15 protein-coding genes are annotated in these 23971 nt (G+C 42.4%); 10 read left to right on the forward strand and 5 right to left on the reverse strand.

Going from position 1 to position 23971, the window contains the following annotated elements; genetic code table 11:
* The first annotated feature begins 122 nt into the window (after window positions 1-122).
* The 7 genes from VRK28_RS11045 (at window position 123) to VRK28_RS11075 (ending at window position 10534) form a co-directional block, all read left to right on the forward strand.
* Window positions 123-2414, forward strand: a complete 2292-nt coding sequence (locus VRK28_RS11045; protein WP_239963591.1) for a TonB-dependent receptor — start codon at window positions 123-125, stop codon at window positions 2412-2414.
* Between the two features lie 112 nt (window positions 2415-2526).
* Window positions 2527-3189, forward strand: a complete 663-nt coding sequence (locus VRK28_RS11050) for a response regulator transcription factor (RefSeq protein WP_054562939.1) — start codon at window positions 2527-2529, stop codon at window positions 3187-3189.
* Between the two features lie 213 nt (window positions 3190-3402).
* Window positions 3403-4620: an efflux RND transporter periplasmic adaptor subunit gene (locus VRK28_RS11055; RefSeq protein WP_332393929.1), complete on the forward strand. Its 1218-nt coding sequence runs from the start codon at window positions 3403-3405 to the stop codon at window positions 4618-4620.
* Window positions 4617-5369 carry an ABC transporter ATP-binding protein gene (locus VRK28_RS11060; protein WP_130050224.1) on the forward strand — a complete coding sequence of 251 codons (753 nt, stop codon included), beginning with the start codon at window positions 4617-4619 and terminating at the stop codon, window positions 5367-5369. The genes VRK28_RS11055 and VRK28_RS11060 overlap by 4 nt, the downstream gene beginning before the upstream one ends.
* Window positions 5369-7819 carry an ABC transporter permease gene (locus VRK28_RS11065; RefSeq protein WP_332393930.1) on the forward strand — a complete coding sequence of 817 codons (2451 nt, stop codon included), beginning with the start codon at window positions 5369-5371 and terminating at the stop codon, window positions 7817-7819. The genes VRK28_RS11060 and VRK28_RS11065 overlap by 1 nt, the downstream gene beginning before the upstream one ends.
* A 57-nt stretch (window positions 7820-7876) precedes the next feature.
* The gene (locus tag VRK28_RS11070) at window positions 7877-9253 is read left to right on the forward strand and encodes a sigma-54-dependent transcriptional regulator (RefSeq protein WP_062566313.1); all 1377 of its coding nucleotides are present in this window, start codon (window positions 7877-7879) and stop codon (window positions 9251-9253) included.
* Complete coding sequence (locus tag VRK28_RS11075; RefSeq protein WP_062566314.1) at window positions 9254-10534, forward strand: sensor histidine kinase; 1281 nt, start codon at window positions 9254-9256, stop codon at window positions 10532-10534.
* Window position 10535: 1 nt separating this feature from the next.
* Here VRK28_RS11075 and VRK28_RS11080 read toward each other — a convergent pair whose 3' ends face one another.
* A complete protein-coding gene (locus VRK28_RS11080; protein WP_062566315.1) occupies window positions 10536-11060 on the reverse strand; it encodes a DUF2569 domain-containing protein in 525 nt (174 codons plus the stop codon).
* Window positions 11061-11192: 132 nt separating this feature from the next.
* Between VRK28_RS11080 and VRK28_RS11085 the strand changes: the two genes are divergently transcribed.
* From VRK28_RS11085 to VRK28_RS11095, 3 genes are all read left to right on the forward strand, one after another.
* Window positions 11193-12362: a DUF547 domain-containing protein gene (locus VRK28_RS11085; protein ID WP_062566316.1), complete on the forward strand. Its 1170-nt coding sequence runs from the start codon at window positions 11193-11195 to the stop codon at window positions 12360-12362.
* Between the two features lie 182 nt (window positions 12363-12544).
* Window positions 12545-13711, forward strand: coding sequence for a DUF547 domain-containing protein (locus VRK28_RS11090; protein WP_062566317.1), 1167 nt, complete (start codon window positions 12545-12547; stop codon window positions 13709-13711).
* 112 nt (window positions 13712-13823) lie between these two features.
* A complete protein-coding gene (locus tag VRK28_RS11095) occupies window positions 13824-16796 on the forward strand; it encodes a DUF3857 domain-containing transglutaminase family protein (RefSeq protein ID WP_062566318.1) in 2973 nt (990 codons plus the stop codon).
* On the opposite strand, the gene VRK28_RS11100 is transcribed toward VRK28_RS11095, so the two are convergent.
* From VRK28_RS11100 to VRK28_RS11115, 4 genes are all read right to left on the reverse strand, one after another.
* Window positions 16793-20242 carry a PAS domain-containing hybrid sensor histidine kinase/response regulator gene (locus VRK28_RS11100; RefSeq protein WP_062566319.1) on the reverse strand — a complete coding sequence of 1150 codons (3450 nt, stop codon included), beginning with the start codon at window positions 20240-20242 and terminating at the stop codon, window positions 16793-16795. The genes VRK28_RS11095 and VRK28_RS11100 overlap by 4 nt on opposite strands.
* A 734-nt stretch (window positions 20243-20976) precedes the next feature.
* A complete protein-coding gene (ylqF, locus tag VRK28_RS11105) occupies window positions 20977-21930 on the reverse strand; it encodes a ribosome biogenesis GTPase YlqF (RefSeq protein ID WP_058586080.1) in 954 nt (317 codons plus the stop codon).
* A gap of 108 nt (window positions 21931-22038) precedes the next feature.
* Complete coding sequence (locus VRK28_RS11110; protein WP_244269407.1) at window positions 22039-23265, reverse strand: sensor histidine kinase; 1227 nt, start codon at window positions 23263-23265, stop codon at window positions 22039-22041.
* Complete coding sequence (locus VRK28_RS11115) at window positions 23265-23969, reverse strand: response regulator transcription factor (protein ID WP_082710961.1); 705 nt, start codon at window positions 23967-23969, stop codon at window positions 23265-23267. The genes VRK28_RS11110 and VRK28_RS11115 overlap by 1 nt, the downstream gene beginning before the upstream one ends.
* Window positions 23970-23971 lie beyond the last annotated feature (2 nt).

Consider the following 23971-nt stretch of genomic DNA (forward strand, 5'->3'; position numbering starts at 1 on the left):
TCAATTTCTGCAACTATCTTCTACATTAATTGACAGGTGACACGGGCAAATCTTATTAAGTCTTCGGCAACATCAATGTGAGTGGCCATAAGACTAATGACAACAATAACAAGGAATACAACATGATAAAGCTTAACCCAAAAGTCGCGCCACTTACTCTGGCTGTATCACTTGCTTTGGCAGGTGTCAGTGCTCAAGCGGCAGAACAAGCCGAACCTGCAGCAAAAAAAGGTGAACTTGAACGTATTCAGGTAACAGCACGTAAAACTGTTGAAAACCTGCAAGAAGTTCCTGTTGCTGTAACCTCAGTGGGTGCTGAAGAACTGGCAGAAAATGGCATCGTCGTTATGACCGAAGTTCAACAGTTCTCGCCAAATACCACCCTGCAAGCAAGCCGTGGTACTAACTCTACAATTACCGCGTTTATTCGTGGTGTAGGTCAGCAAGATCCTCTTTGGGGGTATGAGCCAGGCGTAGGTATTTATATTGATGATGTTTATCTTGCTCGTCCACAGGGTGCCGTGCTTGACCTTCTTGATGTGCAACAAATCGAAGTATTACGTGGTCCACAAGGGACGCTTTACGGTAAAAATACCATCGGTGGTGCCATTAAATACGTCACCAAAGAAATGAGCGGTGATGCTACCTTAAATATTCAAGGCACTGTAGGTAGCTATAACCAGAAAGATTTAAAAATCACTGGCCAATTACCGATTGTTGACGAAAAACTTTACGTTGGCTTTGGTTTTGCGACGCTTAACCGTGATGGCTTTGGCGAGTTTTTAACATCGGCTCTTGATAACCAAGACCGCGAAAACTACAACAAAGACGTAACAGCAGCACGCGTTACACTCGAATACACTCCGACTGACGACTTATTCTTCCGTTTCGCGTGGGATAAAACAGAAGACAAATCAAACGCAAAAGGTGGTTACCGTTTACTACCAAGTATTCTTACTGATGCACCAGTTCCAGACAGCGTGTATGACTCTTACACCAGCTTACCAACATGGAATAAAGTTGAACTAGAAGGCTATAGCCTAACTGCTCGTTGGGATATGACTGACAGCACTAGCATTAAATATATTGGTTCAAGCCGTGAGAGCTACTCACCAACGAATATCGACTTTGATAACACGTCAATTCAAATTTTCGATGTACCTGCTATTTACGATGATGAGCAAACCACTCATGAGTTACAGCTAAATCATCAAGGCGATAACTATAAACTGGTTTCGGGCCTTTACTACTATGATGGTGAATCTTGCGGTCAATTTGAGGCTATTTTAGGTATCTTAGGTCAAAGCTTAGGTGCCCCGGGTCTGACTCGTGAAGTAAGCGGCTGTAGTAACTCAAACAGTAAAGCAGCGTATATCCAAAGCTCAATTGATTTAACCGATAAATGGTCAATGACACTCGGCGCGCGTTACACCAAAGACAAAAAAGAAGCACAGGTTAACAATGGCCTAATCTTTGACATTGTTTATCCAGAATCAGGTTGGGTACCAGGTTACACTCGCCCAGAAGGTCAACTGGTTCCAACAGTACTCGATGATGAAGAAGAATGGTCACGCTTCACACCACGTGCAGGTGTTGAATACCAGTACAATCGTGACATCATGTTCTTTGCTAGTTACGCGCAAGGCTTTAAGTCAGGTACTTTCAACCCACGTGCAACCACTGCAGAGCCAGCAGCAAAACCAGAAATCGTTGATTCATTCGAAATCGGTATGAAGAGTGAGTGGAACAACAACTTACGTGCAAACGTCACTTTATTCACCCTTGACCATAAAGACCGTCAATACATTTCTGTATTACCGGGCGATAGCGCAGCAGATCTAAATCAACGCTTGGGTAACATTGGTGAGTCAACATCAGATGGTATTGAGCTTGAACTAAACTATGTTGCAACAGAGTCACTCAGCTTTGATGCGTCAGTGGGTTACATTGATAGTAGCTTCGATAACGTAATTGATTACGACCCAGAAACCGGTGAAGCATTCGATAAATCAGATCGCTTTACGGTATCAAACACACCTGATTTAACCTTTAACCTGGGTGCAACGTACCGTATGTACACAGAAATGGGTGACTTTGTTGTCAATGGTAACTACTACCACAGAGGCGACTACGCGCTATTCGAAGAAGATAGCCTATTAACGCAAGATGCTTACGGTATCTTTAATATGGGTATCACTTGGTACAGCACAGATGGTCACTGGACTGCAGGTCTTTACGGTAAAAACTTAACGGATGAAGAGTACATGATTGGTGGCTACCAATTCGTGGCACCTGATCCAACAGACCCAACTGATATCAGCAAATACACCCCAGGTTTAGGTGGTGATAATACCCTGATTGGTTACTACGGCGACCCTCGCACTGTAGCCTTCACTGTTGGTTACCGTTTCTAAAATAGAATCTAAATCCTTGTGTGAGAAAGGTTTGTCTGAAACTTCCCCTCAGGCAAACCTTGTTTCAAAGCGCAAAATCACTTATAACATAACGCATTGGAGAATCGAGGGAATGTCTTTAGCTGTGAACACCATAATCGCCGATGATCACCCGTTATTTAGAAGTGCGCTGCGTCAAGCTGCCGCGACATCAGTGCCAGAAGAACATATTAAAGAGACCAGTGACATTGATGGTTTGTTTACACTGTTAAGCGCTCACCCTGAGATTGAACTAATATTTTTAGACCTCACCATCCCAGGTGCAAATGGCCTACAAGCCCTTTCGCAACTGCGTAACCATTACCCTGATATCTTAGTGATTATGGTCTCTGCCAATGAGACACCAGCCATAATCAAACAAGCGATGAGCCTTGGCGCTGCAGGCTATATTCCAAAGTCATCTTCTTTAGATGTCATTAGTGAAGCAATTAGCCATGTACTCAACGGCGACACTTGGTTACCACCTGAAGTAGATTTAACCGATGTGGTGATCAACGACGAACAAAGCGAATTTGCTCGTAACCTCGAAAAACTAACTCCGCAGCAATACCGCGTACTAGCGATGATTGCCGACGGTTTATTGAATAAACAAATCGCCTTTGAAATGTCGATTCAAGAAACCACAATCAAACAACATGTGTCAGCGATTTTACGCAAACTCAATGTTTATAACCGCACCCAAGCAGGCATTTTGTTTAATCAGCTTTCGCAAGTTGGCAAAATCGAAGAAAGCTAATTTAAGCATTCACTCCCAATTTTAAAACTCGCTTTCCCAGTAATGGGAAAAGCTCACGTTCCAAAAAACAAAAAGCCATTACTTTTCAACACCTTAGCTTTTGGCACAAAATTCGCCTTAGCTATTCCATGATTATTTATATTTCTCAGTATCATGGATTTAGACAGCACACTAAAACGCAAACCTCAGCAATCAAAAGCTAAAAAATGGCTTATGGCTGCAGCCATAGGCGTGTCGGCTCTTGGCGCTTTAATGGTGTATCAATGGGCGACACCCACTGTGGTTGCTGCAAGCCAACTGCAAATAGCAACCGTAGAACAAGCCGATTTTGTGGTAAAAATACGTGGCTTTGGCCGTTTAAAGCCAAAGTATCAACGTTATTTAACCAATACCGACACCGCAATGGTCGAAGCTATCCATGTATACCCCGGCACTATCGTTAAAAAAGACACAGTGATTTTAAGCCTCGTCAACCCACAGCAAGCGCAGCGTTTATCGGTCGCTCGGCTAGAACTTGCTCGCCAAAAAGCCAGTGTTAATGAGCAAAGAATTAACCAGCAAAGTGAGCTACTTGAGCGCCAAGCAAATCTCGCCATATTAAAAAGTGAGCTGCAAAGTGCAGAGCTTAGAGTCGATGCTGAAAGCAAACTGATCGAGCAAGGGATTGTTTCAAGCCTCGATTACAAACGAAGCATGCTAAACGTTGCACAGCTTACAGAGCGCGTAAGTATCGAGCAGCAACGCCTTGCACAGCTTAAAGAAATGCACTTACAACGTAGCAAAATACAGCAAGAACTATTAAGCCAATTTGAGCTTAATTATCAAGTTGAGCAACAGGCTTTTGATCAGCTGCAAATAACGGCAGGTATCGATGGCATGCTGCAAGAGTTGAATGTTGAACTTGGCCAAAATCTCGTGCCCGGTACCCGCCTTGCGGTGGTTGGATCAAACAAAGCACTCAAAGCAGAGCTAAGCGTTAAGCAAGCAGATGCCGAAAAAGTGGCACTCAATATGGCAGCGAAAGTAAACACCTTTAGCCAAGCAGACCACAGTGAAGTTGATGCCAAAGTCACCCGAATTGACCCTATCGTTACCGATGGTCGAGTTATTATCGAACTTGATTTACAAGGCACACTGCCTGCTAATGCTCGACCCGATTTAAGCATTGAAGGCTATGTGGTTAGCAACATTATTCCCAATGCGTTAACCATTAACGTGCCGCAAAAAGCACAAGCAAATAGCGAAGCCACGCTATTTAAACTTAATCCAAACACCCAGTTAGCAACGCCAACCAATATCGAATTTGGTACACTCAGTGACAATCAAATTCAACTTTTGAGCGGTGCCACCGTGGGCGAACAGCTGATCATTTCAGACCTTTCTAAATGGCAGCATTTGGCAACAATAAAAATCGAACAGGACAGTTTATGAAAACCAATACGCTTATCTCATTAAACAAAATCGCCAAAGTTTATCGCGGCCAAAATGTTGAAACCTATGCATTAAAAGACATCAGCCTGAATATTAACCAAGGTGACTATATCTGCATTAGCGGCCCATCTGGCTGTGGTAAATCGACGCTGCTGTCATTATTAGGCTTACTCGATAGCCCAACTGCTGGCGACTATTTCATTAAGGAAGTCGACACAAAAACCCTTGATATGGATCAGCAAGCTGAACTTAGAAACCTTCACATTGGTTTTATATTTCAGTCGTTTAACCTAATTGATGAATTATCGGTGTTTGACAACGTAGCACTGCCGCTCACTTACCGAGAGCCAGCCATGAGCCCGAGCGAAATTGAGCTTGCGGTAAAACAAGCCCTTGATGAAGTTGAGATGGGCCACCGTGCTCAGCATAAACCAAACCAATTATCCGGTGGTCAGCAACAGCGTATTGCTATTGCCCGCGCACTGGCTGGCAAGCCAAGCATTTTATTGGTGGATGAGCCAACTGGTAACTTAGATTCAAAAAATGGTGATGCCGTCATGGACTTGCTTGATGAGCTGAATAAAAAAGGCACCACGATTTGTATGGTAACCCATGATTTACGTTATGCCGGACGTGCAAAGACGCAACTTAAATTGCTAGATGGTGAAATTGTTTCCTACTCTGAAGCACGCCAAGCACCTAGCAGCGACACTGCTGAGCAAGTACTCGAAAGCGCCGAGGTGATGTAATGAAATTAACCAAAACACGCGCCCAACTAAGCTTAGCGTGGGCATCATTAATGAATGCACCGGGCTTTGTGACAGCGGTTATCGCAACGCTTGCTTTAACTCTTGCCACCTTATTTGTGGTGCTTAGCCTTGTTAACAGCTACTTTTTAAAGCCCCTTGATGTATACGATGAAAGCCGCATGGTAGTGGTTGAGCAATCACTTACTTATGATGACTACGATGCCACCGGCTTTCAAAGCTATCAATCGATGGTGCATTGGCTTAAGCATAATCAAAGCTTTGAACAAAGTATGATGATCAATGCGGGTGAGCAAATCTTTGCAAACCTAGATGGCGAACCGAAAGAGCCTGTGCTGTATGTTGGCGGCAACTACTTTGACTTATTAAACACGCCATTTTTAATGGGACAAGGTTTTGACCTTGGAGAAACGCTAGAAACACCTGATGACCGCGTTGTTATCTCTGCTAACTTTTGGCGCAAGCATTACAACAGCGACCCGAACATTATTGGTAAAACACTCTCAGTCATGGCGGGTGAAACCGATTATGTTCACCGTATCGTGGGTGTTGTTGATGACTCATTCAGCCCACCTTACATGTTTAAAGCAAGCGATGTTGAAGTGTGGTTTCCATCAAGTGCGGACCGCCGTTTCTTTCACAATGACGATTGGCAAAGCCCGTGGACAAACACTTTTAAAAACCTAAAACTGATTGCAGTTTTAAAGCCTGGGGTCACCATAGATCAAGTTAAAGTCGATTTAAAACAGCAAATTGATACGGTTAAATCAGAGTGGCTAAACAACGGGGGGATCACCGATGTAAAACCTGAAGTAACCCCGTATCGCGACGTTGAGCTGGGTAATAACGATGACTTAAGCTTAATGATGTTAGCCGGTGCAGTAGGGCTACTGATTATTGCAGTACTTAATGTAAGCACTTTATTCTTCTCGCGCGCTCTTGCTCAACATAAAACCCTAGCCTTGCAGGCGGTGTTAGGTGCTAAACGCAGCACGTTATTTAAAAGTATCTTTTTACAGTCACTGATTTTAATGACCTTATCGGTAAGCATTGCGCTGTTTTTATCGGTATGGGGCATACGTTTATTTAAAGTATTGGCAGAAGGCCGATTACCACTGGTTAACAGCTTGGCGGTTGATAGCACGTTGGTCATTGTTGCCATCATACTGTGTATTGCTCTTGCTTATATTTTCTCTGTAATTACAGCACGTTTGGTGAATTACAAAACCCTAAATACGCAAATGCAGAACAGTGGTAAAGGCGGGGTTTCGCAGGTATCTGGCCGTACAGTGCGTATTTTAATTGGCTCACAAATGTTTGTTGCCGCGCTGCTTGTTAGTTTTTCGGTGATGGTAGTCAGTAAAGCCATGGGCACGATTAACCGCCCACTCGGCAGTGATACCGAAAACCTGTATTTTGCCAACCTGTTCCAGCCAAATAATCAAATGTCATTAGCGGAGCGCTACGAACATATGCTGCAATACAAGCAGGTTTTGCTTGATAGCCAAGGCATTGATGATGTTGCCCTGGGTCACAGCCCAGTATCAGCAAGACAAAATGCCAACACCCTGACTGATGTAAACGGTAAAAGCTCAATTTTCTTCCCTAGTCAGTGGGTAGGGCCTGATTACTTTGCGTTAGTTAACACCAAAATTCTCGCTGGCCGCACCTTTAGCGAACAAGCTATACGTGGTGAAACCAACGAGATACTTGTCTCGGTCAGCGTTGCAGAGAACTTATTACCAGGCCAAGACTATCGAAATATCATCGGCAAGAGCTACCAAGGCTTAGAAGAAAAGATGTATGAAGTGGTGGGTGTAACCGAAGATTTTAATCACCCTAAATACTACGATGAGTCGTTTGGTCGTCATATTTGGTGGCCAGCAACACCGTATAGCTACATGTTTACTATCAAAGCTTCTGAAGGCGTTAAACTGACTAATAAACAAATACTTAATACGCTAAAAGAAAAGAACAGCGACCTAACCATGTGGCAGTTTAATGACCTGCAACAAGAGTACGACAATTTACTGTATATGAGCCGACTGACCGTGGTTCTGTGTAGTACCTTAGCGCTATTTACTCTATTATTAGCAGCAATCGGTATTTTTGGGGTACTGAGCTACAACCTAGGTCTGCGCCGCTATGAGTTTGGTATTCGTATGGCATTAGGTGCGAAAAAAGCACGCTTATTCAAGCTGATGAGTGTTGAAGCTATTATCCCTGTGCTCATTGGTTTTGCGGTTGCTCTCGCCGCGGTAATAGTGGGTTTTTACATGTTACAAGGACAGCTAATGTCTTGGCTGATACTTGATGTAAGACTGCAATTACTCGCTTGGAGTATTACCTTATGTATTGCGCTATTCGCTTGCTTTAGACCTTTGGTTTTGCTGCTTAAAGCAAAACCTATGGCTGCACTACGTAACGATTAACAGCACAAAATGGTGGCTTAAATTTAAGCCACCTCAACAGGATAATAAGAAAACATCATGGACAAAATCTTAGTCATAGACGATCAAGCTGATGTACGTCTGGCTGCTACTGTTGCATTACAACAATTAGGCTTACACTGCCATGAGGCCGAAGGCCCTGAACATGCGCTTGAGTTATTAAAAACCGAGCACATTAGCCTGATTTTGCTCGATATGAACTACAAGCTCGACACGACCTCAGGTGAAGAGGGATTACGCTTTTTAAAGCAACTAAATCAATTAGGTTCGACCATACCTGTCATTGTCATGACCGCGTGGGCCAGCATTGATGTTGCCGTTAAAGCCATGCAATTAGGGGCTGTCGACTTTGTTGAAAAGCCATGGAATAACTTACGCTTAACCGCCGTTGTGCGACAACAACTCAAGCTCAAGCAAAGTAATCACGACAATGCTTGCTTAAAGGCGCTTACCAGTGACACACAAGCACATTACATAGCTCAATCAGAAGTCATGCAGCTGTTGCTTGCCAAAGCTGAGCGCGCAGCTAAAACCGATGCCAGCATTTTAATTACCGGCGAAAATGGCACTGGAAAAAGCTTATTGGCACATTATATCCACCAGCACTCGCTCAGAGCTGATAAACGCTATGTAAGCGTGAATGTTGGCGCCATTGCCCCGACGCTATTCGAAAGCGAATTATTTGGCCATAAGAAAGGCTCTTTTACTGATGCCAAAGAAGACCGCCTAGGGCGTTTTGAAATTGCCGAAGGCGGCACCTTATTTTTAGATGAAATTGCGACTTTAAGCCTTGAGCTACAAAGTAAAATGCTCCGTGTGCTAGAAAGCAAAGAATTTGAAGTGCTAGGCTCAAGCCAAACCAAAACCGCCGATGTTCGCATTATTTCTGCTACCAATAGTGAATTAGCTACGGCCATTGAGCAGGGTGAGTTCCGCCGTGATTTATTATTTAGACTCAATACCATTGAACTGCACATTCCACCGCTTCGTGACAGAAAAGACGACATCGCCCCCTTGGCAGAACACTTATTGTTGGTGCATGGTAAAAAATATCAACGAGCGAATATGGCGCTCAGTGATGATGCCCTAAAGGCGCTAAAAAATTACAGTTGGCCTGGTAATATTCGTGAGCTAAGCCATTGTATTGAACGCGCGGTGATCATGAGCGATAACAACAATATTCAAGCCAATGACCTCATTTTAGATCAACCAAGTTGCGAGCAAACAAATAGCAATGCCGAACAGGCTTTGCCACTATTGCCCCTTGAAGAGCTTGAAAAACAGATGATTCAAAAAGCACTGCTGCAATTTAATGGCAATGTTATCGCCGCAGGAGAATTTTTAGGGTTAAGCAAATCGGCAATTTATCGTCGCATTGATAAACATCAGCTCGATTTAAAAGAAGTAGAACGCTAAATGAGTAACAAGCTGTCGTTAGAGCAGCGTATTCGACGCTATTTTTATATGCTTGTAGCGGTGCTATTAACGCTTGGTATTGCCCTTTCGCTCAGCTTAAAACTAGATTGGTTTGCCAGTATCAGCCTATTATTGCCGTTTATCGGGATAAGCGCTTTTGCTTTAATTAAAAGCTACCGTACGATCACCGATGTGGTTGAACGCTTTGGTCTGCAACTAGATGCACTGGCAAATGACGAAAGTAATAGTTGGCATTTAGCGTCTTATCAAAGTGGACGAGTCGCAGCGCTTAAGCAAGATTTTGCCAAGCTCAGCAATAAAATAGCCAAGAACAAACGCCATTATATGCAAACAGAAGAGTTTGTTTTTGAGTTTGCCAGCATGCTGGACTTACCCATCGTTATACTAGACCCCCATGGCTTAATTTACTTTAGTAATAAGGCGTTTATAAACAGTATTAGTCATCGCCAAATTGAAGGTAAATCGGCCAGCGACTTAGGCATTGCTCTGCATGATGGCGAATGGCAACAAAATAGTGACTCGCTGTTTAAACAACGCTTTCAAATCTCATCGCAGACTTTTTGGCGGACCGGCAGAAACTTTGAATTACTAACCTTCTTTTCAATTGAGCAACAGCTTCGCGATAACGAACAACTTGTTTGGCAACGGTTAATTCGAGTGTTAAATCATGAAGTGCGTAACTCACTCACGCCGATTTATTCGATGAGTCAATCATTGCAAACCCTTAAGCGCCAAGGGCAAATTAGCAGTCACGATGATCTCGCCCAAGATATGCTGCAAGTAATAGAAAAACGCGCTCAACACTTGCTTGATTTTGTGGCCAGTTACAGTGCGTTTGCCAAGCTACCACCCGCACAAAAACAGGTAATCAGTAGCGAGCAATTAAACACTCGCTTAAGCGCTATCTTTCCTGAACTAGTAATAAATAGCAGCGAAGAGTTACATTTTAATGCCGACCTAGGTCAGCTAGAACAAGCGTTAATCAACTTGATAAAAAATGCTTTTGAAGCTGGCAGCAATTCTGCCCCTAGCCTCACTTGGTCAAGACAAGGTGATAACTTAAATATTGCAATTAGCGACCAAGGTTGTGGTATTCAAAACCCCGATAACTTGTTCGTACCATTTTACTCAACCAAGGCAAATGGCACAGGTATAGGGCTTGTGATAACCCGAGAACTTGTGCGCAACCAAGGCTTTGAATTATCAATAAACTCAAAACCCCAGCAAGGCACGCAAGCTACAATTACTGTGCCCAGCTAACTTATTTTACAAATGTGGCTTTCACACGCTTAGATAACAGCATGTAAGGTCCCCAGATCACAGCTTGAATAAGGCCTCTGATAATCATAGTTCTAACTTCATCGTCGAACACATCGACATCGGGCACAATTAAACTAACCGCGTAGGCATCGATAGCAATAAACGCTAATCCACCAAATAATATCGCTAAGTACCAACTTACAAACGCTTTCTTATGCTTAAAAAACAACACAATTAAATAAAGCGAAGCTAAAAATAATGCTGCATTAAACACCATTTCAATGATTAGTAAAGGCTCCCAAAGCGGATGATACATATCACCGAATTGCGACGTTAAACGTTGCCACATCTCGGTAGTGAAAATGGGTTTAAAGGTATTAATTGATTCGATAAATACTCTAAAAGGGCTGATCACCACACCTATCGCCACAAGAATGAGCCAACCTTTTATGCCAACTAAGTCATCATTTACGGAGCTTTTAGCTTCTGGTGTTTCGATTTGGTTTTGTTGTTTTGCTTCTTCCATGAGTTGTCCTTTTTATTTTTATTTCTTCTACTATACGCTTATTTTTTAATAAAATTCACAAAAACAACAGATTGTTGCGCTTTCAGAAAAACCACGCTATGTTTATTTTTTAAACTACGGAAGGTTATAAAAATGAAAAACGCTATAAAACCCATCGTATTAGCAACATCACTTATTCTAGTTACAGCCTGTAATTCAACGACTCCTATTAATAAAACAGCAACGACAGCCATAAACCAAGAAAAATTTAGCCAATTTCATCAGTACGATGAAAAATCAAATATCACCCTTGAGTACACTGACTACGGGCAAATATTAAATGCCTCGGTGATTGATTTAGGTATGTCAGACCGCTATCGCATTTCACAAAACACAACCAAAATTGGCACCCGGTTGTCGTCGAACCCAAAACCGTCGACTGCAACAGAAGCAAACCGCTTTTATTATGATTCGTACAAAAAGAATCCTCAGATGAAGCAAGACTTGCAAATAGTGCAAGAAAATATGGCCGACCTGCCAAACAAAATTAATTTAAGTAACTTACCAAAATCAGAGTTACTCGCTTACTGGCTCAATCTTTATAACGTGACGGTACTCAATGAGTTAGTGCAGCAGTACCCTGTTAAGAACCTGACCAAGTTATTAAATGAAGAGCCAAGCTTTTTTGATAAGCCACGCTTTAACTTTAACGGTAACCAGTATTCATTAAACGACATTGAGTACAACATCGTTGCACCGCTATTTAACAATGACCCGCTATTAATATATGGCTACTACCGTGGCTACATTGGCAGCCCAAATTTGCTTGACCACCCATATACAGCAAAAAATGTGTTTGCAGCCCTAACCACCAATGCAGTGCAGTTTGTTAATTCAAATCGTGGTAGTGTGATAGGTAACCATAGCACTCGTGTTTCTTCTTTATACCTTGAAAAGAAAAACTATTTTCCTAACTTTGAAGAAGATTTAGCTGACCACCTTCAATCGTTAGTAATTCAAGAGCCAGATAAAGACCAAGTTGTACAAAACCTCTCTTTTAGTATCGATAACTACGACATTACCGACATTCTAGGTACCGATGTTGAATATGGTGGAGGTAACGCGACTGTCGCCGATCCGAGTATAGTAGCAGATGGCTTTGATACTAATTTTGTTGCTTATGGTGAAAACTTAACTAAAGAAGTCGGCCATGTAAGCCCGTTACGCCGCGAGATTTTGCAAAAAATCACGCAAAAATACTATGAAGCAAATACTCGCGTTGAAATAAAAGACTTACCAGCTAAAGAGTCTGAAGATAAATAATATAACCCTAAAGCGGCTCGCTATAAGCCGCTTTAATACTCCCTTAAATACCCAACTAAAACACTTAGCAAAACCGCAATAGCCAACTTTAAGTCTTGTTTTTTCTGTGTTAATTACCTGGATATTGCCAATTTAAAGCAAAAGTAATATGTTTGTTTTTTGTACTAAGGAAGGTGGTAAAAATGAAAAGCGCTATAAAGACCACCACATTAACAACATCACTTATTTTGGTAACGGCCTGTAATTCAACGGCTCCTATTAATAAAACAGCCATTACAGCAATTAACCAAGAAAAATTTAGCCAATTTCATCAATATGATGAAAACTCCACAATCACTCTTGATTACACTGGCTATGGGCAAATATTAAGTGCTTCGGTCATTGATTTAGGCATGTCTGACCGCTACCGCATCACCTCACACACCACGACAATTGGTACACATTTATCATCCAGCCCTAAACCTTCAACAGCAACAGAAGCAAACCGCTTTTATTATGATTCATATAAAGACAATCCCAAAATGAGGCAAGCCTTGCAGGTCATACAAAAAAATATGGCCGACCTGCCAAATAAGATTAACTTGAGTAACTTGCCAAAGTCTGAACTGCTCGCTTACTGGTTCAATCTTTATAACGTGACGGTACTCAATGAGTTAGTCCAGCAGTACCCAGTAAAAAACTTATCTAAGCTAATAAACGAAGAGCCAAGTTTTTTTGATAAGCCACGCTTTAACTTTAACGGTAATCAATATTCATTGAACGATATAGAGTACAACATTGTTGCACCGCTATTTAACAATGACCCGCTATTAATATATGGCTATTACCGTGGTTATATTGGTAGCCCAAATTTACTTAACTACCCATATACAGCGAAAAATGTATTTACCGCCCTGACTAACAATGCAGTGCAATTTGTAAATTCAAATCGAGGCAGTGTTATTGATACTCATAGCACACGTGTTTCTTCGTTATACCTTGAAAAGAAAAACTATTTCCCTAACTTTGAAGAAGACTTAGCTGACCATCTTCAATCATTAGTTATTCAAGAACCAGATAAAGACCAAGTTGTGCAAAACCTCTCTTTTAGTCTCGATAATTACGATATTACCGATATTTTAGGTACCGATGTTGCTTATGGTGGAGGTAATGCTGTTGTTGTCGATCCTAGTATTGTGGCACTGGGCTGGGATAAAACATTTACGACCTATGGTAACCACTTAACTAAAGCTGGCACCGTAAGCACATTACGCCGCGAGATTTTGAAAAAAATCACGCAAAAATACTATGAAGTAAATAGTCGCGTTGAAATAAAAGACTTACCTGATAAAGAAAGCACTGAAAATTAGCGCTTATTGAGCATTGGACCTAAAAAGAAGCATTTATATTGAATTTTATTTGGCTCATGCCGTGAAATTCAGTAATTTGTCATATAAAACTAAACGTAATTAGAAAATAACAATGAAATGGATGCACTTACAACTTAAGGTACTGGCTGTTTTTTTATTCTTTGTGAGCTGCTTTGCAGCCGCTGAAGAGTATCAGGTTGCACCCGCAGCTAACTGGGTAAAACAACATAAGTTACTCACCCCTGAGATTCCTCGAGACCAAATACGAGACGGGACTTTCTACCTGATGCTCGACACTCAGCTTCAGGTATCTGAGCAAGCCCCACAGCAACGCTTTAATCGTACTGTAATGCAAGCAGTCAATCAGTCTGGGGTTGATTATATTAGCCAGCTGAATATTGATTTTGACCCAAATTATCAATCTCTTACGCTCAATAGTTTAGGCATCATTCGTGACGGCCAATATATAGATAAACTAAATAGTGCCGAGCTACAGGTGTTACAACGCGAGACTGACTTAGCAAGTCGTATATACAATGGCACCTTAAGCCTAAATGTCATTATTGATGATATGCGGGTCATGGATATTTTAGATTACAGCTATACGATTTCGGGGAGTAATCCTGTTTATCAACACTTCAGCACCATGCGCACACTGAACTGGTCGGTGCCGATAGTGCAGCAATTTATGCGGGTAAAGTGGCAAAAGCCTACGCCCTTATATATCAACTTTATGAATGGCGAGTCACCAGTTACTAAAACCAAGCTAGATACGGGTTTTGACTACCAAATTAGCCAACACAATGAGCCGACAATTCGCTCCGCAAGCGAAGTACCGCATTGGTATTCACCTTACAAAGAAGTGTATTTCTCTGAAGTAAATAATTGGCAAGAGGTGATCAATTGGTCGTTACCTTTATACCAATCGGCCATCGAAGTAAGCCCTGCTATTGAAACAATTGCCCGTCAAATTAAGTTTCAACATACCGATTTAGAGTCTCAAATTGTTGCAGCCCTGCGCTTTAGCCAAGACGAAGTACGTTATTTAGGCCTAGAAATGGGCACCAACTCGCACCAGCCTACTCCTGCATCAGAAACCTTGGCACTGCGCTATGGCGACTGTAAAGACAAAACCGTCTTGCTCATTTCTTTACTTAAAGCGCTCGGCGTAGAGGCTCATCCAGCTTTAGTTAACACCGAAGACAGGAAACGTACTGCCAGCTTACCGGTCTCTCCTAGCTTGTTTGACCATGTGATTGTCACCTTAGAGCACCAAGGTAAGCGCTATTGGCTTGATCCAACCATTTCGTATCAGCGCGGCGATTTAGCACATTTAGCTCAACCGAACTACGATGTCGCGTTAATAATAAAGCAAGGTGAAACAGGCTTTACAGATATGTTCACAGAACCTGCCCTAAAACGCGTTCAGGTTTTTGATAATTATCAGATCCCAGAAGGTATTAATGAGCCAGTTAGTTTTTCAACTCAATATAAATACGGCGACTTTGAAGCAATTAACCGCCGTAGTTCAATCGCTAAAAACAGCTTAAAAAGCATAGAAGATGATTACCGCGAATATTATCAAGATACCTACAAGGGCTTAAAAACAGTCAAACCTATGCTGGTTGAATCTCCAGAAGACACCGGTCAGCTAATTACCAATGAGCACTATACTATTGATAACTTTTGGCGACCTGAGGGTAATGATTTTCAAAACGACTTTTACGCCAGTGAAATTCAAAACTCAGTTTATAAGCCAGAACAGCGAGAGCGTAACAATGCACCAATGTGGTTTCGTTACCCTAATAATATCGAAACAACCATAAAGGTTACGTTTACGGATACTAATTGGCAGTTTGATGATGAGCAGGTCACGATCGACAACCCATTTTTTCATTTCGAAAAACGCGTGACATTTAAAGACTCGGTGTTGACCTTATACTTTGATTACAGCGCTAAGCAGGATCACATCCCAGCCGATCAAATAGACCATTACCTAAGCGAGCGCAAAAAACTCAATAACGCGACCCATTTCGGCATCATTAAATACGGCACAAATAGCTCAACAACCACACCAGCGGATGACGAAACCAACTGGTATAGCGTTTTTATTTTAAGTTACTTGGCGGCAATCATCTTTTTCATCGCGGCTTGGCGTATAGAAGCAAGTAACCGCCCAGTTTTTGCTGAGCAACAGTTCTACCCTGTCAGTAACAGTAAGTTTGTTATTTACAGCTTATTGAGCTTAGGAATATTCATTCACTACTGGAGCTATCGCAACTGGAAAGCGATAAAAGAGCAACAACAAAGCCACATTATGCCTATTGCTCGAGGGATATTCGCACCTCTGTTTTTTATTCCGTTGTTACTTGAACTTTGCAAGCACAGCGAGCAAACCTTTGGCAAAAATAAGATCATGCCCGTTGCGGTTGGGTTCGTGTTATGGCTGGCGATTATCATTGCTGAAGTCGTAAGCTATAACTGGGAATACGGTACTTGGCTGTTTTTAGTTATACCTATTCTATGGTTGCCACTGGTTAATTACATTCAAAACCTCAAGCAACCAGAACAGGCTCTTGAGTACCACTCTCAGTGGCGAGCGAGGCAGGTTATCATTTCGATATTCATGTTGCCTTGGTTATTTTATGGCTTGATTTATGAGCTATATTTGTTGCCAAGCTCAACCATAGTAACCGGCGATAAGCTTTGGTCCTATCAAGTTAACTTTCTAAAAAGAAAAGAAATTATTCCTGCCAACGAGAATGTGCACTATTTTTATAGTGACGCATTTTTCGATTTTAAAACTGATGGAAACGGCATCACAGAAAACACCATTTTTAGTTACTGGGAAAATGAGCAAGGTGTGCTCGAAAAAGATCAACGCCGCTTTAGTGACATTAAAGAGCTCAACGTTGATTATGCTAAAAGCGCCCTACTAACCACCACGGTAACTGTCATTGACCACAATGGTGATGAAATGCTGTTATTTTTGAGCCATGAAGATGACTTAGATAAGAAGTTTGTCGCTGAGGTAGAGCGCTTAATTAAAGCCAATACCCCAGCAACTGAGCAAAACGCAGATTAAGTCAGTCGCTTAATCATGCGTTTTAAGGCGGGCGCTTTCAGAGGCTTATAAAGCAATGGATAGCCCGCATCGAGCACTAACTCGCGTATGCCTTCATCATGATTCGCAGTATTAACGATGGCTGGTAAGCGTGTTAGTGCCGCTTGCTCAATCACTTCAAGTCCCGTTACCCCATCATCAAGCTGATAATCAATAATCAACAATTGCGGCAGGGCTTGGCTTGCCTTTAACTGCTCAAGCTCCACTAAGTTTGTGGCTGTTGAGATTTCACAGCCCCAATTTTCGAGTAGCTGCTTTAGTGCCTCTAACACGTTGCGGTCGTTATCAAGCAACCAAATACGCAATTGCCCCAGCTCGGTTTCTTGTGATGCCTCAGCGCCTTTCGCTTGCGCTGGCGCAGTACTCACTTTACAAGGCAGAGTTAGGGTAAATTGCGTGCCTTTACCAAGTTCAGACCCCATCACTAGCGGAATTTTAAGTAAGTCACATATACGTTTGGTGATTGCCAACCCTAAGCCTAACCCCTCGGCGCTTGGTTTTGCACCAAGCTGTTTAAACTCTTGGAAAATAGTTTGTTGATCGCTCGATGCAATACCAATCCCTGTGTCTTCAACAATAAAGGATACATGGTCATCGTCGTACTGCATTTTCAAGCGTACTTCACCTTGCTCGGTATAACGAATCGCATTACTCAAAAGGTTACGTAGTACTCGGCGTAACAGCGCTTTGTCGGTATGCAGGCGCACATCACAGGTTTCAATAATAAACTTTAAGCCTTTTTCACGGGCAAGGGCTTCGTAGTCATTACGCAGTGGCTCAACCAACGAGCTGGCAGCAAACTCGCTCATTTGTACTTTAAACGAGCCTGAATCGAGCTTGGTTAACTCTAAAATACTCGATAACAACTCTTCGGCGCTGCCTAATGAATTCTTAATATTCATCGCCAGCTCTTTAAGTTCGGTGTCTTGGGCTTTTTCATTCATTAAAGAACAAAACAAACTCGCAGCATTGAAAGGTTGCAGTAAATCATGGCTGGCAGCGGCAAAAAAGCGCGTTTTACTGACCGTTGCTTGTTCCGCCACTTGCTTTGCCATCGACAACTCTTGGTTTGCTTGAGTCAATGCCAAGGTGCGTGCTGCGACTTTTTCTTCAAGGCTAACATTTGCTTCGGTTAACGCTTTTTGTTGTTTTACGAACTCGGTGATGTCGGTATAGGTTGTTACAAAGCCACCACCGGGCAGTGGGTTACCTTGCATTTCAAACACCCGGCCATCATTGTGCGAGCGCTGGTATTTATAAGCGCTGCCTTGGCGTAAATAGGCTAAGCGTTTTTCGACTTCGCTGGTCATGCTCTCACCGCTAAATAAGCCGCGCTCGGCATTAAAACGAATAATGTCGGCAACCGGGCGGCCTATGTAAAGCGCATCATCTGGGTAGGCGAACATGTTTTTGTAGCCTTGGTTCCAAGCTACCAAGCGCAGCTCACTATCAACTACACTGATCCCTTGTTGAATGTTTTCGATTGTTGATTGCAGTAAGTCACGATTAAATTTAAGTACTTGGCTTGCTTCATCCACAAACTCAGCAACCTGCTCTAGAGGCTGGCGCTGCTCATTTTTCGCCACATCTAAAATAAGCCGTGCCGATGCGCCGCCGATCACCGCAGACATCTCGCGCTCAACTAATAGCTCTAACTCGACATTGGCAGGGCGCTTCCACTTACTTTTATCATCCGGAAAGTAATGATTTACCAAAGACTGTGCCGCTTCTTTTTCGGCAAATCGTTGCAATAGTGCACCTAGGTCATGGTAGCTCAAAGGCTGTAGATGATTGCTTACCTTCGAATCATTCAGCTGCGAAACAAACTTATTACTCTGTAAGCGTTCAGCTAAGGTTGCTCGACTAAATAACGGTACTAAGAAATACACTAAACAGTTCGCACCTAGCGATAGCAATAAAGCTTGGCTAATGCTTTCCATGCCTAATGAGAATAAGTCGGTTGGTGCTAACCAGCTTATTCCCCACGGTCCATTCACAAGCCATAAGCTATCGCTTCCTAAACCTCCGGCGATATTCGGTAGTAAAAGTGTATAACCCCAAATAATAAAACCGCTTAAAATCCCCAATTGCGCACCGCGACAGGATGCTTGTCGCCACCATAAGCCTATGATCATGGCCGGCGAAAATTGCGCGACTAAGGTGAACGACATCAAACCCACATTGGCAAGGGTTGTACTTTCGCCCAGCACTCGGTGAGTGAAGTAACTAAGCAATAGAATCAATACGATAACGATTTTACGCGCATGTAAAAGGTTATTTTTATCAAGCCCGCGACTACTCGATGTAAGTTGCGAGCGGCGTAAAATAAATTGGTTAATAAAGTCATTAGTGATCATCACTGAAAGCACAATTGATGACACAATCACCATACTGGTTGCCGCTGAAAAGCCGCCTAAAAAGGCTAATAACGCCACAAAAGCATCATCAGCCGCCATGGGTAAAGCCAATACAAAGGTGTCGTAGCCGACTTCTTGACCTTGAAAGTAAATTAATCCGGCGTATGCAATCGGTAGAATAAACAGGTTAATAAGTAAGAGGTAAATCGGAAATAGCCAACGCGCCGAGGCCAGCTCTTTATCGTTATTTTTTTCGATAAAGCTCATGTGGAATTGTCTTGGCAAACATAAGGTCGCCAAAATACCAAGCAAAGTATGAGCAACATACACATAGGTTGGACTTTGTGTGGCCGCCACTTGCTGATCAATATTTAGGTCATGCGCTTTTTCAAACAGCGCCACTGGGCTATCAAATAGTGCAAAACACACATACAAACCCACCGCTAAAAACGCCAACAACTTAACCACAGACTCAAAGGCAATACTGGCTATCAAACCTGGATTATGTTCGCTGGGCTTTAGCCGCCTCGCGCCGAATAAAATAGCAAATAGTGCCAATACAATCGTGATGTAAAAAGTGCTATCGGCCCATACTTCATGGCTTTGTGTGGCAGCACGATCGGTAAGTAAGTTGATACTTTGTGCCGTTGCACTCAGCTGTAAAGAGATATAGGGCACAATGGCAATCACTGAAATCAATGAAATGAGCCCAGACAAACTCGACGACTGACCATATCGGGTCGCAATAAAATCTGCCATTGAGGTTATTTTTTGCTGCCGACAAATATGCGCTATGCGGCAATAAACTTGCCAGCCAAAAATGAATAACAAAATAGTACCGGCATAGGTCGGAGCCAACCACCAGCCATTGTATGCAGCTTGTGCTGTGGTACCAAAAAACGCCCAAGAGGTGCAATACACCCCAAGTGATAAACCATAGGTTAAGCCTTTAAAAGGCAATACTTTTCTTTTATCAGCCCAGCCTGCAACCGCAAATAAAATTGCCAGATATACAATTGCAAGAAGGCTTATTGACCAAATTGAGAACATCGCATGTGATTATTTTAATTGTTATAGCCCCAGCATAGTTTTTATTGCACGTAATTTACAGCCTAACTTTAGTGCTAATACATTGTATTACGGAAGTTTAAAAAACAAACACAAAGAAATGAGAATTATTTTCAATTGAGTGTTGACAGCCACGTAAATCTAATTGATAATCACTATCAACAAGACAATAAAGTGTTATGACTTGTTCGGAATAAACTGATTTGTTTCTCGACCCTGAAACACGTGTGGCCCACGATAAAGCTAAGATCGCCTGTTGCTAATCGCAACGCCCCTTGATATTGGCAACAGGTGATCGCCCTACTATTTTACTTGCTACATTGCTCATATCGGTGACGGTAGATATGAAACTCAAAAAGCCCTTACAGGGCTTTTTTTATGTCTAAAATTCGTACCAAATCTGCAACTCAAACTAAATGAGAATTATTTTCAAAAAGGTGTTGACAGCATCGCAAACCTAATTGATAATTAATCTCAACAAGCCAAGCGAAGTATGATGACTTGTTCAGATTGAATTTGTTTCTCCCCAGAAACGCGTGTCGCCACGTTAAAGCTTTAGCTTATATGTTACTAATGGCAACGCCCCTTGATATTGGCGACATATAAGCGACCCTACTTATTTTACTTGCTACATTGCTCATATCGGTGACGGTAGATATGAAACTAAAAAAGCCCTTGCAGGGCTTTTTTTATGTCTAAAAATTAATGCATTAACTTTATCGACGGTTCTTACGTGCACGTGCACGGCGTTGCTTTTTCTCTTCTTCTTTAGCGGCTTTTTTCGCCTCTGCAGCAGCGCGAAGCTCAGCAACCATTTGCTCTTCTTCTTCACGCATAGCTGGTGTTTCCATGGTAATACGACCAATAATGCCATCGCGTAATTCGTTAATAAGAATTTCAGACATTTTGTAAGTATCGATTTGATTACCACCACGGATACAACCACGCTTTTTACCTGCCATTTCAACAAACTCCCAGTCAGACTCTGGTAGCTCATCAATTTTATAGCGGCTTTTTAAAAGCTCTGGGTATGCTTGCAATAAATATTCAGCGGTGTAACTTGCCACTTCTTCGTAGTCGATAGCGGTATCACGAATAGCGCCAGTTGCCCCTAAACGATAACCTGAGTTTTCGTTCTCTACTTTAGGCCATAACATACCCGGTGTGTCGTAAAGCATAATGCCATCGTCAAGCTTAATACGTTGCTGCGCTTTGGTTACCGCAGGTTCATTACCTGTTTTTGCCACGATACGGCCAGCTAAGGTATTAATAAGAGTTGATTTACCAACGTTAGGAATACCCATGATCATGGCTTTAATTTGTTTATCAGCGCCTACTTTATGCGGCACTAATTTTTTACAAAGCTCATTAATACGATGTACTTCACCCGCTTTATCATTACCAAAATCAATCGCTTTTACGCCACTTTGCTGCTCAAAGTAGTCTTTCCAAGCTTGCGTTAACTTAGGATCAGCCAAGTCCGCCTTGTTCATGATTTTGATCACCGGCTTGTCGCCACGCAGCGCAGTAACCATTGGGTTTTCACTACTATAAGGAATACGGGCATCAAGTACCTCAATGATCACATCCATCTGTGGCATGATTTCTTTAATTTCGTTTCGGGCTTTGTTCATGTGACCCGGGAACCACTGTATTCCTGTTCTACTCATTAGATTATTAAGCTCTTTATTTTAAAGGCTAACGCCATGGGGATTTTGCTGATAGGTATAGTTTACTACATCAAGCAGGATTGTTTAAAAATAAAATCATGCCTTCCATCACCACGAAAGACGAGCGACTACATGCGCTGTATCTGCATGCAGTGAGAATGACCAACCATTGCGCTCACATAAGCGTTGCACAATACCTAAACCTAAGCCGTAGCCATGAGAGGCTGTTTCAGTCGCCGTATGTTGGGCATCACCGTCACTGAACTGATTAGTGATTAATAATTCATGCTCTTTAATCAAAATTGCAATCGGCTCCTGTCCTGCAAGGGTATGCTCAAACGCGTTTCGCACCAGGTTATTAATCGCAATAGAAAATGCCTGTGCATGCCCATAAATTATGGGATTGGCGAGCTCATCAAGTTCAACACCAACGAGCTTACCGTTTAACAAATAGCGTTGCTGCTCTACTGCTTTTCTTACCAGTGGCATTACTAAAAACTGCTCATCATACAAGCCATCATCAGTTTCACGAGCAAGACACAAAAACATTTCGATCATTGTATTCATGTCGTGTGTTGCCCGCCTTACACGATCTAGCACCTTCATATCGGCAGGAGTCAATTGGCTTTGTTCTAAAAGCTCTAGGGCACCGGTAATGACTGTCACTGGTGTGCGCAATTCATGGCTTGCTGAGTCTGTAAAATAGCGTTCTCTTGCGATGAATGCACTCACTCGCTCAAAAGCCTGCTCTATTGTACTTGCGAGCATGCCAACTTCATCATTTGTATATCGGTTAGCATGTATACGCTTGTAATCTTCGTTTGATAATTGCTCAGGATTAATGTCGGCCACAGCTTTAGCAAGTTGAGTTACGGGAGCCAAAGCTCGACGCATCACAACAATTCCAAGCCCAAAGCCTAATAACCCCAATGTTCCTACAAGGCTGCTAATAATAAGTAATAACCACCAATCCTCTGACGAAGAAGCCTCAATCTGCGCGACATCAAACACTACAAACCCAGGTGACTGCTCATTGCCTGTATCAATTACGGCAACATGTAATTCTTCGCTATCAAATTCATACAAGCCTACTGCTGGATTTGTTTGCGCCCACGCTTGAAGTGATTGAGGTAAGTTATCTACTTTATCGTACGCCTTAAGATTTGTAGTAATAGCAGGGTAGTTATCTGATGCAACTTGCAATTGCTGGGTTAGCACGCGATCTTCACTCAATCTTATTGCAGCAAAGAAAGCAAACCCCCATGCAATACTGAGCACAGCCACACACATTGCAAACGCGATAGCGACACGTTTGTGCAAACTATGCCGATACATTATTGCACGTCCTTTGCAATTCGATAGCCGATACGGTGCACTGTATGAATCAATGGTGTATCAAATGGTTTATCAATTGCCTGTCTTAACTTGTACATGTGCGAACGAAGCGCATCACCATCGGGAGGCTCATCTGCCCATAATAAAGTTTCGAGACTATCGCGTGTAACAACAGAAGGAGATACCTCCATTAACCGCTGCAATAACTTCATACTTGCAGGATTAAGCTCAATAAGCTGGCCTGCACGATGTACTTGCAAGGTGGACTTATTCATCGTTAGATCAGACACAGTCAATATCTTGTTGGTATTACCGTGACTCCGCTTATAAAGAGCTTGCAGGCGCACATGTAACTCTTGCAATGCGAATGGCTTAACCAAATAATCGTCGGCTCCGACTGCAAACCCTCTCAGTTTATCATCAAGCGTGTCTCTCGCAGTGAGCATAAGTACAGGTGTTTCAACGTCAGCTTCAGCTCGCAACTTTTGACAAAAGTGTAAGCCATCCATCCCTGGAAGCATTAGGTCTAAAACAATGACATCAAACTTGTTGTTCATCGCTAGTTGCATTGCACTTATACCGTCATAAGCAAAGTCCAAGAGATAACAGTGCCTTTCTAGATACGCAGCAATATTCGCACTAATGTCACGATTATCTTCAACAATCAAAGCTCTGATCGGCTCAGTATTCAAAGCATCTAGCATTT

The sequence above is a fragment of the Pseudoalteromonas sp. P80D2 genome, from assembly GCF_036680945.1.
Lineage (GTDB): Bacteria > Pseudomonadota > Gammaproteobacteria > Enterobacterales > Alteromonadaceae > Pseudoalteromonas > Pseudoalteromonas shioyasakiensis.

Excerpts from the sequence above, each read along its gene's own strand:
- VRK28_RS11055 (WP_332393929.1), top strand. The coding sequence starts at position 3,403 with ATGGCTGCAGCCATAGGCGTGTCGGCTCTTGGCGCTTTAATGGTGTAT.
- VRK28_RS11085 (WP_062566316.1), top strand. The coding sequence starts at position 11,193 with ATGAAAAACGCTATAAAACCCATCGTATTAGCAACATCACTTATTCTA.
- VRK28_RS11110 (WP_244269407.1), bottom strand. The coding sequence starts at position 23,265 with ATGTATCGGCATAGTTTGCACAAACGTGTCGCTATCGCGTTTGCAATG.
- VRK28_RS11100 (WP_062566319.1), bottom strand. The coding sequence starts at position 20,242 with ATGTTCTCAATTTGGTCAATAAGCCTTCTTGCAATTGTATATCTGGCA.
- VRK28_RS11050 (WP_054562939.1), top strand. The coding sequence starts at position 2,527 with ATGTCTTTAGCTGTGAACACCATAATCGCCGATGATCACCCGTTATTT.
- VRK28_RS11070 (WP_062566313.1), top strand. The coding sequence starts at position 7,877 with ATGGACAAAATCTTAGTCATAGACGATCAAGCTGATGTACGTCTGGCT.
- VRK28_RS11045 (WP_239963591.1), top strand. The coding sequence starts at position 123 with ATGATAAAGCTTAACCCAAAAGTCGCGCCACTTACTCTGGCTGTATCA.
- VRK28_RS11080 (WP_062566315.1), bottom strand. The coding sequence starts at position 11,060 with ATGGAAGAAGCAAAACAACAAAACCAAATCGAAACACCAGAAGCTAAA.
- VRK28_RS11090 (WP_062566317.1), top strand. The coding sequence starts at position 12,545 with ATGAAAAGCGCTATAAAGACCACCACATTAACAACATCACTTATTTTG.
- ylqF (WP_058586080.1), bottom strand. The coding sequence starts at position 21,930 with ATGAGTAGAACAGGAATACAGTGGTTCCCGGGTCACATGAACAAAGCC.
- VRK28_RS11060 (WP_130050224.1), top strand. The coding sequence starts at position 4,617 with ATGAAAACCAATACGCTTATCTCATTAAACAAAATCGCCAAAGTTTAT.
- VRK28_RS11065 (WP_332393930.1), top strand. The coding sequence starts at position 5,369 with ATGAAATTAACCAAAACACGCGCCCAACTAAGCTTAGCGTGGGCATCA.
- VRK28_RS11075 (WP_062566314.1), top strand. The coding sequence starts at position 9,254 with ATGAGTAACAAGCTGTCGTTAGAGCAGCGTATTCGACGCTATTTTTAT.
- VRK28_RS11115 (WP_082710961.1), bottom strand. The coding sequence starts at position 23,969 with ATGCTAGATGCTTTGAATACTGAGCCGATCAGAGCTTTGATTGTTGAA.
- VRK28_RS11095 (WP_062566318.1), top strand. The coding sequence starts at position 13,824 with ATGAAATGGATGCACTTACAACTTAAGGTACTGGCTGTTTTTTTATTC.